General features: G+C 72.2%; 11 protein-coding genes. 5 read left to right on the top strand and 6 right to left on the bottom strand.

Translation table 11 applies throughout. The annotated features are described in order from the left end of the window. Positions 1–23: 23 nt before the first annotated feature. Positions 24–713, bottom strand: coding sequence for a cell division ATP-binding protein FtsE (gene ftsE / locus SPRI_RS22660; RefSeq protein WP_005316903.1), 690 nt, complete (start codon positions 711–713; stop codon positions 24–26). A 248-nt stretch (positions 714–961) separates the two neighbouring features. On the opposite strand from ftsE, the gene SPRI_RS22655 reads away from it, so the two are divergent. Beyond that, entirely contained in the window at positions 962–1144 is a 183-nt protein-coding gene (locus SPRI_RS22655; RefSeq protein WP_005316901.1) for a hypothetical protein, read from the top strand. 114 nt (positions 1145–1258) lie between these two features. On the opposite strand, the gene SPRI_RS22650 is transcribed toward SPRI_RS22655, so the two are convergent. The 4 genes from SPRI_RS22650 to SPRI_RS22635 form a co-directional block, all read right to left on the bottom strand. After that, positions 1259–1912 (bottom strand): LPXTG cell wall anchor domain-containing protein, encoded by a 654-nt coding sequence (locus tag SPRI_RS22650; protein WP_053557246.1) that lies wholly within the window; start codon positions 1910–1912, stop codon positions 1259–1261. Between the two features lie 269 nt (positions 1913–2181). Then, on the bottom strand, positions 2182–3288 hold the full coding sequence (gene prfB, locus SPRI_RS22645) for a peptide chain release factor 2 (RefSeq protein WP_053557245.1): 1107 nt from the start codon (positions 3286–3288) through the stop codon (positions 2182–2184). Positions 3289–3349: 61 nt separating this feature from the next. Beyond that, complete coding sequence (locus SPRI_RS22640) at positions 3350–4621, bottom strand: serine/threonine-protein kinase (protein ID WP_053557244.1); 1272 nt, start codon at positions 4619–4621, stop codon at positions 3350–3352. 129 nt (positions 4622–4750) lie between these two features. Next, the gene (locus SPRI_RS22635) at positions 4751–6397 is read right to left on the bottom strand and encodes a serine/threonine-protein kinase (protein ID WP_005316894.1); all 1647 of its coding nucleotides are present in this window, start codon (positions 6395–6397) and stop codon (positions 4751–4753) included. A gap of 434 nt (positions 6398–6831) precedes the next feature. Between SPRI_RS22635 and SPRI_RS22630 the strand changes: the two genes are divergently transcribed. From SPRI_RS22630 to SPRI_RS22615, 4 genes are all read left to right on the top strand, one after another. Next, positions 6832–10095 carry an FtsK/SpoIIIE domain-containing protein gene (locus SPRI_RS22630; protein WP_053557772.1) on the top strand — a complete coding sequence of 1088 codons (3264 nt, stop codon included), beginning with the start codon at positions 6832–6834 and terminating at the stop codon, positions 10093–10095. A gap of 205 nt (positions 10096–10300) precedes the next feature. Further along, positions 10301–11665, top strand: coding sequence for an ABC transporter substrate-binding protein (locus SPRI_RS22625; RefSeq protein WP_037776729.1), 1365 nt, complete (start codon positions 10301–10303; stop codon positions 11663–11665). 4 nt (positions 11666–11669) lie between these two features. After that, positions 11670–13016 carry a carbohydrate ABC transporter permease gene (locus SPRI_RS22620; protein ID WP_078535331.1) on the top strand — a complete coding sequence of 449 codons (1347 nt, stop codon included), beginning with the start codon at positions 11670–11672 and terminating at the stop codon, positions 13014–13016. Next, positions 13013–13912 (top strand): carbohydrate ABC transporter permease, encoded by a 900-nt coding sequence (locus SPRI_RS22615; RefSeq protein WP_005316883.1) that lies wholly within the window; start codon positions 13013–13015, stop codon positions 13910–13912. The genes SPRI_RS22620 and SPRI_RS22615 overlap by 4 nt, the downstream gene beginning before the upstream one ends. Positions 13913–14080: 168 nt before the next feature. On the opposite strand, the gene SPRI_RS22610 is transcribed toward SPRI_RS22615, so the two are convergent. Continuing rightward, positions 14081–14455, bottom strand: a complete 375-nt coding sequence (locus SPRI_RS22610) for an SMR family transporter (RefSeq protein WP_037774518.1) — start codon at positions 14453–14455, stop codon at positions 14081–14083. Positions 14456–14460 lie beyond the last annotated feature (5 nt).

The following is a 14460-nucleotide window of genomic DNA, read 5'->3' as shown; positions in this document are numbered from 1 at the left end:
TCAGCCTTTCAGTCTGTCCGGGCTCAGTGCTGGTAGCCGTAGACGCCGCGCGCCTGGTCGCGTACGAGACGGCCCTTCTCGAGCTCGATGACGCGCTTGCGCATCTGGTCGACGATGTTCTGGTCGTGGGTCGCCATGATCACCGTGGTGCCCGTGCGGTTGATCCTGTCCAGCAGCTTCATGATGCCGACAGAGGTCTGCGGGTCGAGGTTTCCCGTCGGCTCGTCCGCGATGAGCAGCATGGGGCGGTTGACGAAGGCACGGGCGATGGCCACACGCTGCTGCTCACCGCCGGACAGCTCGCCGGGCATCCGGTCCTCCTTGCCGCCGAGCCCGACGAGGTCGAGCACCTGGGGCACGGCCTTGCGGATCTCGCCACGCGGCTTGCCGATGACCTCCTGGGCGAACGCCACGTTCTCCGCGACGGTCTTGTTGGGCAGGAGGCGGAAGTCCTGGAAAACGGTGCCCAGCTGGCGGCGCATCTGAGGCACCTTCCAGTTGGAGAGCCTGGCCAGGTCCTTGCCCAGGACATGGACCATGCCCTGACTGGCGCGCTCCTCACGCAGGACCAGCCGCAGGAACGTCGACTTGCCCGAGCCGGAAGAGCCCACGAGGAAGACGAACTCGCCCTTCTCGATCTCGAGGGAGACGTCGCGCAGAGCAGGTCGGTTCTGCCTGGGGTATGTCTTGGAGACGTTGTCGAATCGGATCACGGGTGCACCACGGTCGGCCGGGAGTAGGTGAGCGTGACCTTACGCGACTGCGCCACGGCCGCGCAGTCCCCGTCCTGACTTGCGCATTTTGTCCGTTCACCGATGAGGGGGCAAATCCGGCGGCCCGCGACGAAAAGCGCGGGAGCTGGCACAGTGGTAGGGGAACAGTCGCGTTTCCCCGGGCGTTGTCCCGAGAGAAATGTGCTTGCGGTCCGCGCCTGCGGCCCCGGCGCGGGAGAGGAGAGCGCATGACCTATGACCGATTGGTGTGCGCCAACTGCGCGGCGCCTGTCGCCGAGGGCCGTTGCCCGGTGTGCCGGGCGAATCGTGAGCGGCTGCAGCAGGACGGCCCCTTCGCCGGCCTGAGCCCGGTGACCCTGCTGGCCCTGCTGGTGGTGCTGGTCGCCGCGGTGGCCCTGCTGGCGGTGTAGGAGCGCCCCACGAGCCGCTCCGGCCGGGCGGCCGGGGCAGTGGAACGACGAAAGGGCCCGGAGTGCGTGCACTCCGGGCCCTTCTGTGCGATCCGTCAGCTACGCACTGTGCCGTCAGGCAACGGTGCGTCCGCCACCGACGAGGCGCGGCAGCATACGGAAGCCGATGCCACCGGCGATCATCGTCGCGGCGCCCAGCAGCAGGAAGGTGGTCTCGGCGGCGCCGGTCTCCGCCAGCTCCTCCTTGGCCTCACCCTGCTGCACCGGCTCGGAACCGGCGTTGTCGGTGTCGGTACCGTCACCGCCGCCGACCGGAGCGTCACCGTCGATGACGCCACCGTCGGTGTCGTTGTCGTTACCGTCGCCGTTGCCCGGGTTGCCCGGGTTGCTCGGCGTCGGGTCGGGGTTCTCGGTCGGGTCCTCGGAGGGGTCCGGGTCGACCGGCGGGGTCGTGGGCGGGTCCACCGGCGGAGTGGTCGGCGGGTCGACCGGCGGGGTCGTCGGCGGGTCCACCGGCGGAGTGGTCGGCGGGTCGACCGGCGGGGTCGTCGGCGTGCAGAGCGTCGGGTCGATCTCGCAGGGCTCGTCCTGGATGCCGATACCGGCGTCGATGCCGCTCTCGTCGGCGTTGGCCGACACCTGGACGGGGCCGACGTCGATCCCGATCCCGACGGCGCTCGCGGCGCCTGCGGCGGTCAGCGACGCACCCGCGGCGATCACGGCGCCGGCGGCTATACGTGCGACACGGATCCGCGTCTTTTTGGTCATCTGGCTGCTACCCCCAGTAGCTATCTCGTTGTCGGAGCAGCGTCAGGGGCAGCGGGTCCAGGAGCCGTTGCGCTTGCCCCCGTTCACACACGCCCCAGAATTACGCATGCCGCGTGCCACCTTTCCCAGTTCTGGCAAGGGCGTCAAGGTCGTTAGCGGACGCGATGTCCGAAATGCTGTCAGTTGCCTGACCTGCGGGGATGCAACTGTGACATAAAAGGGAACTGCCGCCCCCTGGGCGGCAGTTCCCTTGTCGACAAAGCTCTTCGCTACTTGTCCTGCTGCTTGCGCCAGCGAATTCCCGCTTCGAGGAAGCCGTCGATCTCACCGTCAAGGACCGACTGCGGGTTGCCCACTTCGAAGTCCGTCCGCAGGTCCTTGACCATCTGGTACGGGTGCAGCACGTACGAACGCATCTGGTTGCCCCAGGAGTTGCCGCCGTCGCCCTTGAGGGCGTCCATCCTGGCCTGCTCCTCCTGACGGCGGCGCTCGAGCAGCTTCGCCTGGAGGACGTTCATCGCGCTCGCCTTGTTCTGGATCTGCGAGCGCTCGTTCTGGCAGGACACCACGATGCCCGTCGGGATGTGCGTCAGCCGCACCGCGGAGTCGGTGGTGTTGACGCCCTGGCCGCCGGGGCCCGACGCGCGGTAGACGTCCACGCGCAGCTCGGACTCGTCGATCTCGATGTGATCGGTCTTCTCGACGACCGGCAGGACCTCGACGCCCGCGAAGGACGTCTGACGGCGGCCCTGGTTGTCGAAGGGCGAGATGCGCACCAGCCGGTGCGTGCCCTGCTCGACGGAGAGCGTGCCGTACGCGTAGGGCGCCTTGACGACGAAGGTGGTCGACTTGATGCCGGCCTCCTCCGCGTACGACGTCTCGTACACCTCGGTGCCGTAGTTGTGCCGCTCGGCCCAGCGCAGGTACATGCGCTGGAGCTGCTCGGCGAAGTCCGCCGCGTCGACGCCGCCGGCCTCGGCGCGGATGTTGACCAGCGCCTCGCGCTCGTCGTACTCGCCGGACAGGAGGGTGCGGACCTCCATCTCGTCCAGCGCCTTGCGCACCGACTCGAGCTCGGCCTCGGCCTCGGCCCGGGCGTCCGGGTCGTCCTCGGCCTCCGCGAGCTCGAAGAGGATCTCGAGGTCGTCGATCCGGCCGCGGAGTGCCTCCGTCTTGCGGACCTCGGCCTGGAGGTGGGAAAGCTTGCTGGTGATCTTCTGCGCCGCCTCGGGGTCGTCCCACAGGGACGGTGCCGCCGCCTGCTCCTCGAGCACGGCGATGTCTGCCCTCATCCTGTCGAGGTCCAGAACGGCCTCGATCGACCCCATGGTCGAGGAAAGGGACTTCAGCTCTTCGGATACATCGACGACTGCCACGGGTCCAGCGTAACGGCTGAGCGGCCGGACCCGTGATGGCCCCGGACGGCCGACGGCGGCGCTACGGGTCCGAGGGGGCCGACTGCTGGAAATCCGGGGGCGGCACCTGGCCGTCGTCGTCGCTCACGGCCAGCCAGCCGCCGATGCCGACCGCCGCGACGACGGCGAGGGCTGCGACACCGAGCGTGATCCGGCGCCTGCGGACCGCGGTCGACCTGTTGCGGGCCGACCCGGGCCGGCGCTGGCCGGGGGCGCGCGGCGCCCTCGCCGTGCCGTGGGCGCCGCCCGCGAGCTCGTCCGGCGCGGGGACGCGCATCGAGGTGTGGGTGTCGCGGTTGGAATCGGCCGGGGCGGCGCCGGGGACGAGCGGGACGGCGCCGCGGCGGCGGGGCTCCCCCGGAGCGGGCGGCGGGGCGTCCTCGTAGGGCTCGGCGGCCGGCTCCGCGTCGGGCTCGTCGACGTCCAGGGGCGGGATCCCCTTCAGCGTCGGGAGCAGGTCGTGCAGCCGGGCCGCCACTTCGGAGGCGCGCAGCCGCGAGGCGGGCGCCTTGGCCAGGCACTGGACGATGAGCTGCCACAGCTCGTCGGGGATGCCGGGCAGGGGCACCACGGTCTCTGTGACGTGGCGGCGCAGCACGGCGCCGGGGTGGCCTCCGCCGAAGGGGGTGAAGCCGGCCAGTACCTCGTAGAGGACCGTGGCGAGGGCGTAGATGTCGACCGCCGCGCGGGGCGGCAGGCCCTCGACGATCTCGGGAGCGATGTAGTCGGGGGTGCCGATGATGCCCGAGGGGTTCGGCGCCCCGCTTCCGGTGGGCCGCTGGGCCTTGGTCCGGCGCGGGGTGTCGATCAGCTTGGCGACGCCGAAGTCGGTGAGGAGCGCGGGGTGCGAGCCGGCGGGGCCGAGCGGGCCCTCCATGTCGAGCAGGATGTTCTCCGGCTTGACGTCCCGGTGCACGATGCCCGCGGCGTGGGCGGCCGCCAGGCCGTCGGCGACGTCCGCGATGATCGCGACGGCGGCCTCGGGTGCGAGACGGCGCTCACGGTCGAGACGGGTCCGCAGGTCCGTGCCGCGCACGAGCTGCATGACCAGCGCCAGGTCGTTGCCGTCGACGACGAGGTCGCGGACGCCGACGACCCTGGGGTGGTCGAGCCCGAGCAGGGCGGTGCGCTCCTGGACGAAGCGTCCGACCAGCTCCTGGTCGGACGCGAGGTCCTCGCGAAGAAGCTTGATGGCGACAGGCCCCTCAGGTCCTTCGCCGAGCCACACCGTGCCGGCGCTGCCCCGCCCCAGGATCTGGTGGGCCGTGTACCGGCTGCCGATATTCCGTGCCAAGACTGCTCCCTCAGCGGCTGGCGTTGCCCCACAACGTACGCGGGCATCGGGGACCTGTGTGCCCCGGATGACACCAACCTCCACTTCTGCGGGATAAATAAGCCCGCAGAAGTCGACAAAACGACAGAGTTACTGCTGGTTACCGATCTGGTCGGCGGTGTCCTTCGCCTCACCGAGCTTCGAGATCCAGTCCGTGACCGTCGTGATCCCGTCGCCGATCGCGTCCCAGTAGCTCTTGCCCTCCGCGACCCAGTCCTGCAGCGGCGTGAGCTCCCAGATCAGCCAGCCGGCCACCACGAACAGCAGCACCGTGAACAGACAGCCCTTGAGGCAGCCGAGCCCGGGGATGCGCATCGGGTTGGCCCGCTGCCTCGGCTGGCGGGGCGGGCGCTGCGCCGGCGGCTGGGCCGGCGGCTGCTGCGGGGGCGCGTACTGCTGCTGCTGCGGCGGCGGTGCGTACTGCTGACGCTGCGGCTGGTGCTGCGGACGCTGCTGCGGCGCCGGCGCGTACTGCTGCTGGGGCCGCTGCGGACGGTTCTGCGGCGGCTGCTGCGGCGCCTGGCGCTGCGGACGGCGGCGCAGCGGGTCCTGGCTCGGGTCGAGGTACTGGACCTGCGTCTGCTCGTTGCGGTCCCGCGCCGCGCGGAGCTGGGACTGCCAGGGGTGCGGCTCCTCCGGACCGGGCTGCCCCGGCGGCACGGGCGGCATCACGGCGGTCGGGTCGGCCGTTCCACCGGGCCGCCCGGTCTGCGGCATGACGCTGGTCGCCGCGGAGGGGTCGTAGGCGGTGCTGCCGCCGCCGGTGTTCGGCAGGACCTGCGTCGGGTCGGCGGCGCCGGGGGTCTGCGGCACCGGCGCCGGCGCGGGGTCCGGCGCGAGGAGCGCGGCGACACCGAGGGCGGCGTCGACCTGGGCGGCGTTCGCGTGCACGCCGATCCCGGCCGCGACGGTACGCAGACCGCGGGCGAGGTTCTCGGCGCTGGGCCGCTCGGAGGGCTCCTTGCGCAGACAGCGCTCTATGACCGTCCACAGCGGCTCGGGAAGGGTCGAGGGGCGGCGCGGCTCCTCGCTGAGGTGGCGGTGCAGCACTTCGAGCGCCGTGCCTCCGGCGAACGGGGGACGCCCGGTGACCAGCTCGTACAGCAGGATGCCCGCGCCGTAGATGTCGACCGCCGAGGTCTGCGGGCGGCCCTCCGCCGACTCCGGCGCGACGTACGCGGGGGTGCCGACGAACTCGTGCGTCCTGGTCAGGCCCGGGGAGTCGGCGAGGCGCGCGATGCCGAAGTCGGTCAGCATCGGGTGCATCTGGCCGTCGGCGTCCGTCTTGAGCAGCACGTTCGCCGGCTTCAGGTCGCGGTGGACGACTCCGTCGGCGTGGCTGGAGGCGAGCGCGTCCGCGATCTGGGCGGTCATCAGCGAGGCGGCGACCGGGCTGAGCGGGCCGTTCTCACGCAGATAGCGGTGCAGGTCCGGGCCGTCGACCAGGTCCATGACGAGGGCGAGGAGATCGCCCTCGACGACGAGGTCGCGGGTCCGGACGATGTTCGGGTGTGTGAGGCGGAGCAGGACGGAGCGCTCCCGGAGGAAACGCATCACCACGTCCGCGTCGTTCGCCAGCTCCTCCTTGAGGACCTTGATCGCGACGGTCTCACCGGGCTGGCCCGCGACGGCCGCCTCGGCGCCCGCGGTCTCCCTCTGACGGGCTCGCCAGACGGTGCCCGTGGCGCCGCGCCCGAGCGGCTCCTCGAGCAGGTACTTGCTGCCTACCGGCCGCACGTCATGCGCTCCCTGCTGATCGTGATCCTCACATGGGTCCCGGTCCGCCGGATGATTTTCGGCCCACCGGGTTGTCCGACCCACTTTAGGGGGTGTCCGTCCGGTCGCCCCTGTTCGATGGACAGACGCGGGCATCGTACGGATGGTTGCCGGGCCCGCGCGCGCTGAACATGACGATCCCCTCCGTCCGTAGTCCTCAGGATGACCTTTACGGGATACCACCACGTGCTTTTCCGTCCGGATTTGTTCCCCGGACCGACCGGTCAAGATCACTTATGGGTGGGCGGCGGGCGTGTTGTCGGTGACGGATGCGAGGATGCCTCCAGCACGGAGCCGTGGGGAGGGAGCCCCCGGCCCGTGCCGACCTGCCGGGTGGGGGCGATCTGGGCGGCTTCCCTGCCGGGCACCCCGCGCAGAAGGGATGGCTGACGGCGATGCAGATCCGGCTGACTGTTCTCGCGCCGCGCGGCGGACAGTCCGCGCCCGCCGGGCGCCCCTGCGACGTGATCGTGACAGCGCCGGCGGGTACCGCACTCGCCGCCGTGGCCTCCGGCCTCGCCGCCGCCGTCTCCGGCCCCGACGTCTCCGGCACCGTCGTCCTCTACGCCGGACAGGAACGCCTCGACCCGCAGCGCCGCACCCTCGGCGAACCGCCCCTGGTCGACGGCGCGGTCCTGTCCCTCCAGACACCGGCCGACGAGGAGACCCACGACGGCGAGGTGTCGGCGCAGCTGCATGTCGTCGCCGGGCCCGACGCCGGAGGGGTGCACCTGCTGCACGGCGGCCGGATCAGCATCGGCCGCTCCGCCGACGCCGACGTACCGCTGGACGACCCCGACGTCTCCCGGCTGCACTGCGCGGTCACGCTCGCGGACGACGGACGGGTCACCGTGACCGACCTCGGCTCCACGAACGGCACCACTGTCGACAAAACCCCCGTGCACACCCGCCCGGTCCGTCTGCCGGCCGGTGCGCTGCTCCGGCTGGGCGAGTCGACCCTGCGCCTCTCCCCCGGCGCACCCACCCCCGCGCTGCCCACCACCCCGGACGGCGAGGGCCACCTGCGCGTCCCGGCTCCGGCGCCGACCGCCACCGACGGTGAATCCGTGTCCGGTCCCGGCGGCCCCGCCGGTGCGTACGGGGCAGGGACCGCCGGCCCCGCGTCCCACGGGACACGCCCGGTGCCTTCATGGGCCTCGCCCTCCACCGGGTCGCCGGACGGCCTGGCGCCCGCCGACGACGGCCGGACCCACCGCGCCCCCGACGGCGGCCGGGCCCCCTGGCCGCACCACGCCGACGCCACGGGGACGCCCGCGCACGGCCGGGCCATGACGGAGCCGCCGGGCGGTACAGGCCCGCGAGGGGCCGCCCCGGCGTACAGCGACTCGTCCCGGACGCATCACATGCACGCCCCCCTCGGTGACGACCCCGCGCCCCGGGTGCCCGCGCAGTACGCGTACGACGCCCATGACCGCGTCCCGGACCGGCCCGGCGACCCGTCCGCCGAGCGCGCGCCCGCCCGCGGGACGGACGAGCCCGCGGAGGCGCCCCGGCGCCGGGGCATAGGCGCCTGGGCCAGGCGACTGGCCGGCGGCCGGGAAAGCGTGGCCCCGCAGGACAGCGGCGCGGCCGGGCACACGGCCCGCCCCACCGCGCCCGGCGTCGAGAGCTGGCCCGACCCCGCTGCCGTGCTGCTGACGGCGCTCGGTCCCGGCCCCCGGCTGTGGGAGCGCGGCCCGCGGCACCCCGAGTCGCTCGTGCTCAGGCTCGGCACGGCGGACCGCGCGGAGCTGCCGTCCGTGCCCGTGACCGTCGCCCTGAAGGAGGCGGGGTCGCTCGGCCTCGCCGGCCCGCGGGCACGGCTCGCGGGCCTCGCCAGGTCCGCCGTGGCGCAGCTCGCCGCGCTGCACTCGCCCGGTGACCTCGAGATCGTGCTGATCAGCGCGGACCGGGCCCGGTCGCTCGAGGAGCGCAAGGCGGAGTGGTCCTGGCTCGGCTGGCTGCCGCACCTGCGCCCGGCCCACGGCCAGGACTGCCGGCTGCTTCTCGCCTACGACCGCGACCAGGCCACCGCCCGCGCCGCGGAGCTGACGCGCCGTCTGGACGACGGGCCGCTCGGCACCGGCTGGGCGAGCGCCGACCCCCGTGCCGTCGCCGAGGCCGCCGCCCGCCACGACGGCACCCGCACGGTGGTGATCGTCGACGGCGATCCCGGCTCGGCCGCGCTGCGCGAGACCACCGCCCGGCTGGCCGGCGCCGGCCAGGCTGCCGGGATCCATCTGATCTGCCTGGCGGAGACGCCCGCCGCCTCCCCGCTCTCCCCCGTCGCCGCCACCTACGAGTCGGCCTGCGCCGCGTCGCTGCCGTTCCGTGAGTGCGGGGCCGTGGGCCTGCTCAGCGGGGACGTGGCGACCGCACTGCGTCTGATGCGGGTCGCCTCGGGGCAGCCGGCCGGACACGGCACGGTGGGCGTGGTCGACGCGGTGTCCGCCGCCTGGGCGGAGCGTTTCGGGCGGGCGCTCGCGCCGCTGCGTGTGGAGGGCTCGAGCGTGCAGCCCGGCCGGGCCGCGGTCCTGCCGCAGTCCGCGCGCCTGCTGGACGAACTGGAACTGGCACGGGCCACCCCGGCCTCGCTGATGGCGCGCTGGGCGGCGGCCTGCGACTGCACCGTCGTCCTCGGCGCCGGCCCCCGGGGGCCGCTCGCCGTCGACCTGGCGCAGGAGGGCCCGCACCTGCTGATCGAGGGCCCCGCCGGCAGCGGCCGTACGGAGCTGCTGCGTTCGGTCGCCGCGTCGCTTGCCGCGGCGGGCCGCCCCGACCGGCTCGGCCTGCTGCTGGTCGACGGGGCCGGCGGAGAGCGCGGTGAGGGGCTGAGCGTCTGCACCGAGCTGCCGCATGTGACCGAGCACCTCGTGGCCAGCGACCCGGTGCGGATGAGGGCGTTCGCTCAGGCGCTCGGCGCGGAACTGAAGCGCAGGGCGGCCGTGCTGGACGAGGCGGGCGTCGCGGACTTCACCGAGTGGCGCACCCGTCGGGAGGTCGCCGGCCGGATGGTGGGCCAGCGGACGTCACCCGAGGCCGCCGACCAGCGGGGCGACATCGAGTCGCCCTCCTCGGGGACGCTGCGGCTCCGTCCCGGCGGGCGTACGCGGAGCCAGGAGCCGGATCCGCTGCCGCGCCTGGTGGTACTCGTCGACGACTTCGACGCGCTGGTCGCCCCGGCACTGGGGAGCCCGGGCCGGCCGGCGGCGGGTTCGGTCGTGCGCGCCCTGGACGCGGTGGCCAGGGACGGCGCCCGGCTGGGCGTCCATCTCGTGGCCACGTCGTCGCGGCCGGACCGCACTGCGGACACACAGCTGACGGAGGGGGCGCGGCTGCGGGTCGTGCTGGAGGCGCCGCCGGTCGCGCCCGGCCCTGACGACCCGGCTCCCGGCCGGGGCAGGCTGGGGCATCCGGACGGCCGGGTGACCCCGTTCCAGAGCGGCCGGGTGACCGGGCGCATCCCGCGTACGGCCACCTTGAGACCCACTGTCGTTCCGCTCGAGTGGGAGCGGATGGGCGATCCACCCACCCGCCGCCCCGTCCGGGAGCTGGGCAACGGCCCGACCGACCTGGCACTGCTGGCGAGTGCGCTGGAGCGCGCCGCGCGGTCGGTGGACGCGGCGCCGGTGGGTCCGCTGACACCGGCTCATCCCTGACCCGCGGCGACGCGGCCATTTGACCTGACATCACGTCACGAGGGCATCACGAAAGAGTGATAGTGGCCCGGGGCGGTATTGCGACACCCGTAGCGCGGGCGTAGACCTGTCGGCACGGACCGGCAACGGAACGTCGGACAACCGGCCGGGCGGCGGGACAGCGCACGGCCGGTCGGAAGCAGCGCACAGGAGAGACGGGGCAGTGATGCGCAGAACTCTTCGTACGGGCAGGGCCGCAGTGGTGTTCGCCGCGATCGGCGCTCTCGCCCTCACCGGATGCGGCGGCGACAGCGACGGCGAAGAGCCGGGGGACGGCGGGCCGACCAAGGGCACCGAGTCGCCCTCTTCGGTCCAGCTGCCCAAGCTGAACGGCGAGAAGATCGAGGTCGCCGCCGTATGGAGCGGCCCGGAGCAGGAGAACTTCACCAAGGTCCTGGACGAGTTCGAGAAGCGCACGGGCGCGACGGTCACCTTCGTCCCGGCGCAGGACCCGATCGTCAACTTCCTCGGGACGAAGATCGCGGGCGGCAGCCCGCCGGACGTGGCGATGCTGCCTCAGGTCGGCGCGATCCAGCAGGCGGTGGCGCGCAAGTGGGCCAAGCCCGTCGGCGCGGAGGCCAAGGAGCAGCTCGCGAAGAACTACTCCAAGGGCTGGCAGGACCTCGGCGCGGTCGACGGCACGCAGTACGGCGTGTACTACAAGGCCGCGAACAAGTCGCTGATCTGGTACAACAACACCGTTTTCGAGAATGCCGGCGCCACGCCGCCGAAGACCTGGAAGGACTTCATGTCCACGGCGGAGACGATCTCCGCCTCGGGTGTCACGCCGGTGTCCATCGCCGGAGCGGACGGGTGGGTGCTGACCGACTGGTTCGAGAACGTCTACCTGTCGCAGGCGGGCCCGGAGAAGTACGACCAGCTCGCCAAGCACCAGATCAAGTGGACCGACCCGTCGGTGAAGGACGCCCTCACCACCCTGGGTGAGTTGTTCGGCCGGCCGAATCTGATCGCGGGCGGCACGGACGGGGCCCTCCAGACGGAGTTCCCGGCTTCGGTCACCCAGACGTTCAGCGGCGGCGACGCGCCCAAGGCCGCGATGGTCTTCGAGGGCGACTTCGTGACCGTCAACATCGCGCAGACCGACGCGAAGATCGGTACGGACGCGAAGGTCTTCCCGTTCCCGGCCGTCGGCGCGGAGCCGCCGGTGGTGACCGGCGGGGACGCGGCGGTGGCCCTGAAGGACAGCAAGGGCGCCCAGGCGCTGCTGACCTTCCTGGCGTCGCCCGACGCCGCGGCGATCCAGGCGGCGGCCGGCGGCTTCATCTCGCCGAACAAGTCCCTGGACGTGGCCGCCTACCCGAACGACGTGCAGCGGGACATCGCCAAGGCGCTGATCGCGGCGGGCGACGACTTCCGCTTCGACATGTCGGACCAGATGCCGCAGTCGTTCGGCGGGACGCCCGGCAAGGGCGAGTGGAAGATCCTCCAGGACTTCCTGAAGAACCCGAAGGACGTCGCGGGCACCCAGCAGCGGCTGGAGGCCGAAGCGGCCAAGGCGTTCAAGAGCTGAGGTCGTGCCTGCCGTCACAGCGGGGGGCCCGGCTCGTCCGGCGCCCCCCGCCCGTCAGCGTAAGAGCGTGACAGGAACACGTAAAATAGTCGCGGTCGGCTTTCTGCTGCCCGCGCTCGTGCTGCTGGGCGCGCTCGTGGTCTACCCGATCGGGTACTCGCTCTACAGGTCCTTCTTCGACCAGTCCGGCGCCGGCTTCGCCGGGCTCGACAACTACGTGGAGATCTTCACCGACGACACCATCCTGACCGCGGTCAAGAACAACGCGATCTGGGTCGTCGTCGCACCGACGGTCTCCACCGTCCTCGGTCTGATCTTCGCGGTGCTGACCGAACGGGTCCGCTGGGGCACCGCGTTCAAACTGATCGTCTTCATGCCGATGGCGATCTCGATGCTGGCCGCTGGCATCATCTTCCGGCTCGTCTACGAACAGGACCCGGAGCGCGGCGTCGCCAACGCGATCTGGGTGGGCGTGCACGACACGTTCGAGGAGTCGGCCGGATATCCACGGGCCCGGCCCCTGCCGGTGCACCCGCTCGAGGCGGCCGGCGGCGGCGCGTTCGTCACCAAGGAGCCGGTCTCCGCCGGGAAGCCGGTGCAGCTCCCGCTGGTCGGCGTGGCGCCCGCGAAGATGCCGTCCGACGCGGAGCCCGCCAAGGCTGCGGAGCCGGGCAACGGCGAGATCCACGGCACCGCCTGGCTGGACTTCACCCGGGGCGGTGGCGGCAGACCGAACGTCGTCGACTCCCAGGAGCTCGGGCTCAAGGGCATCAAGATCGAGGCCGTCAAGGACGGCAAGGTGGTGGCGGACACCCGTGCCGCCGCCGACGGCACCTTCACCCTCCCGGCCTCCGCCGACGGCGCGCTGCTGCGGCTGCCCGCCGACAACTTCCGCGAGCCGTACAACGGCGTCGACTGGCTCGGCCCGTCCCTGGTGACGCCGGCGATCATCGGCAGCTACGTGTGGATGTGGGCGGGCTTCGCCATGGTGCTGATCGCGGCCGGCCTGGCGAGCGTGCCGCGCGAGCTCCTGGAGGCGGCACGCGTCGACGGCGCCAACGAATGGCAGGTGTTCCGGCGGATCACGGTGCCGCTGCTGGCACCCGTGCTCGCGGTCGTCCTCGTCACTTTGATGATCAACGTGCTGAAGATCTTCGACCTGGTCTTCATCATCGCGCCGGGCTCCTCCCAGGACGACGCCAACGTGCTCGCCCTGCAGCTCTACCGCTCCTCCTTCGGCACCGACGCGGACCTCGGCCTCGGCAGCGCGATCGCGGTGCTGCTGCTTCTGCTGGTGCTGCCGGTGATGTTCTTCAACGTCCGGCGGATGCGAAGGGAGACCCGGCGATGAGCACGAGCGACACCGCGGCGAAGAGCGGCTCCCCGGCCAGGGCCAAGCAGTCCGTCGCCGCCCGGCTCGCGGCCGCCGCCGGAGGCGGCGCGCTGCGCGTCTTCCTGATCCTCGCCGCCCTGTTCTGGCTGATGCCCACCATCGGCCTGCTGCTGTCCTCGCTGCGCGACAGCGGCGACATCGCGGCGAGCGGCTGGTGGAAGGTGTTCAGCGCCCCCGCCCAGCTCACCACGGAGAACTACTCACGGCTCCTGAAGAACGAGGCCATCACCGATTCCCTGCTCTCCACGGTGGTGATCACGGTCCCCGCCACCCTGCTGGTCGTGGTCATCGGGGCGCTCGCCGGATACGCCTTCGCCTGGATGGAGTTCCCCGGCCGCGACTGGTGGTTCATGGTCGTGGTCGGGCTCCTGGTGGTCCCCGTGCAGGTCGCGCTCGTCCCCGTGTCCGAACTCTTCGGTGTGATCGGCATCTTCGAGACGACGATCGGCGTGGTCCTCTTCCATGTGGCCTTCGGTCTGCCGTTCGCCATCTTCCTGCTGCGCAACTTCTTCGCGGAGATCCCGCGGGAGCTGCTGGAGGCGGCCAGGCTCGACGGCGCGGGCGAGATCCGTCTGTTCACCCGGGTCGTGATGCCCCTGGGCGCCCCGGCGATCGCCTCGCTCGGGATCTTCCAGTTCCTGTGGGTGTGGAACGACATGCTGGTCGCGCTGATCTTCGCCGACTCGGAGAGTGCTCCGATCACCGTCGCGCTCCAGCGTCAGGTACGGCAGTTCGGCAACAACATCGACGTGCTCGCGCCCGGCGCGTTCCTGTCGATGATCATCCCGCTGGCGGTGTTCTTCGCCTTCCAGCGCCAGTTCGTCTCCGGTGTGATGGCGGGCGCCGTCAAGTGACCGGCTGACGGACACGACAACGGCACACCGTCCCTCGCGAGCGGCGGCCCGGTCGTCCCCGACCGGGCCGCCGCCGCGTGTCCGTACCCGTGCGCGGAGAGACCGGGATGCCGCCTGCCGCCGCCCACCGGCCCCGGCAGGCGCACGGCACCGGGCCGCAGGACACGCTCAGCGCCGCTGCCCGGCCATGACGGTGACCAGCCCGGCCACGACCATCAGGGAGCCCGCCCAGGTCCACACCGAGGTCCGTTCGTGCAGCACGGTGGAGCCGGCCAGCACGATCAGCAGGTAGCCGAGCGCGTTGAACGGATAGGCGATGCTCAGCGGCACCTGGGCCAGCGTCGACATCCAGGCCACGGCGGAGACCGCGAAGACGACGAGGCCGACGACGACCCAGGGAGTCGTCGCGGCCCGCGTCAGCAGAGAACCGCCGCTGTGCTCCGCCACGGCGGCCGCCGAGCGCATGCCGTGTTTCAGCATGATCTGGCCCGCCGCCGACGAGAAGACCGCGAAGAGCAGCAGCAGCGCGCTGGGCAGGGTCACGTTCT

It is taken from the genome of Streptomyces pristinaespiralis (assembly GCF_001278075.1).
Taxonomy (GTDB): Bacteria; Actinomycetota; Actinomycetes; order Streptomycetales; family Streptomycetaceae; genus Streptomyces; species Streptomyces pristinaespiralis.
This window is presented reverse-complemented; position numbering and strand designations above follow the sequence as displayed.

Coding starts and splice junctions, on each gene's coding strand:
- SPRI_RS22615 (WP_005316883.1), top strand. CDS start 13,013: ATGAGCACGAGCGACACCGCGGCGAAGAGCGGCTCCCCGGCCAGGGCC.
- SPRI_RS22650 (WP_053557246.1), bottom strand. CDS start 1,912: ATGACCAAAAAGACGCGGATCCGTGTCGCACGTATAGCCGCCGGCGCC.
- SPRI_RS22625 (WP_037776729.1), top strand. CDS start 10,301: ATGCGCAGAACTCTTCGTACGGGCAGGGCCGCAGTGGTGTTCGCCGCG.
- SPRI_RS22630 (WP_053557772.1), top strand. CDS start 6,832: ATGCAGATCCGGCTGACTGTTCTCGCGCCGCGCGGCGGACAGTCCGCG.
- SPRI_RS22655 (WP_005316901.1), top strand. CDS start 962: ATGACCTATGACCGATTGGTGTGCGCCAACTGCGCGGCGCCTGTCGCC.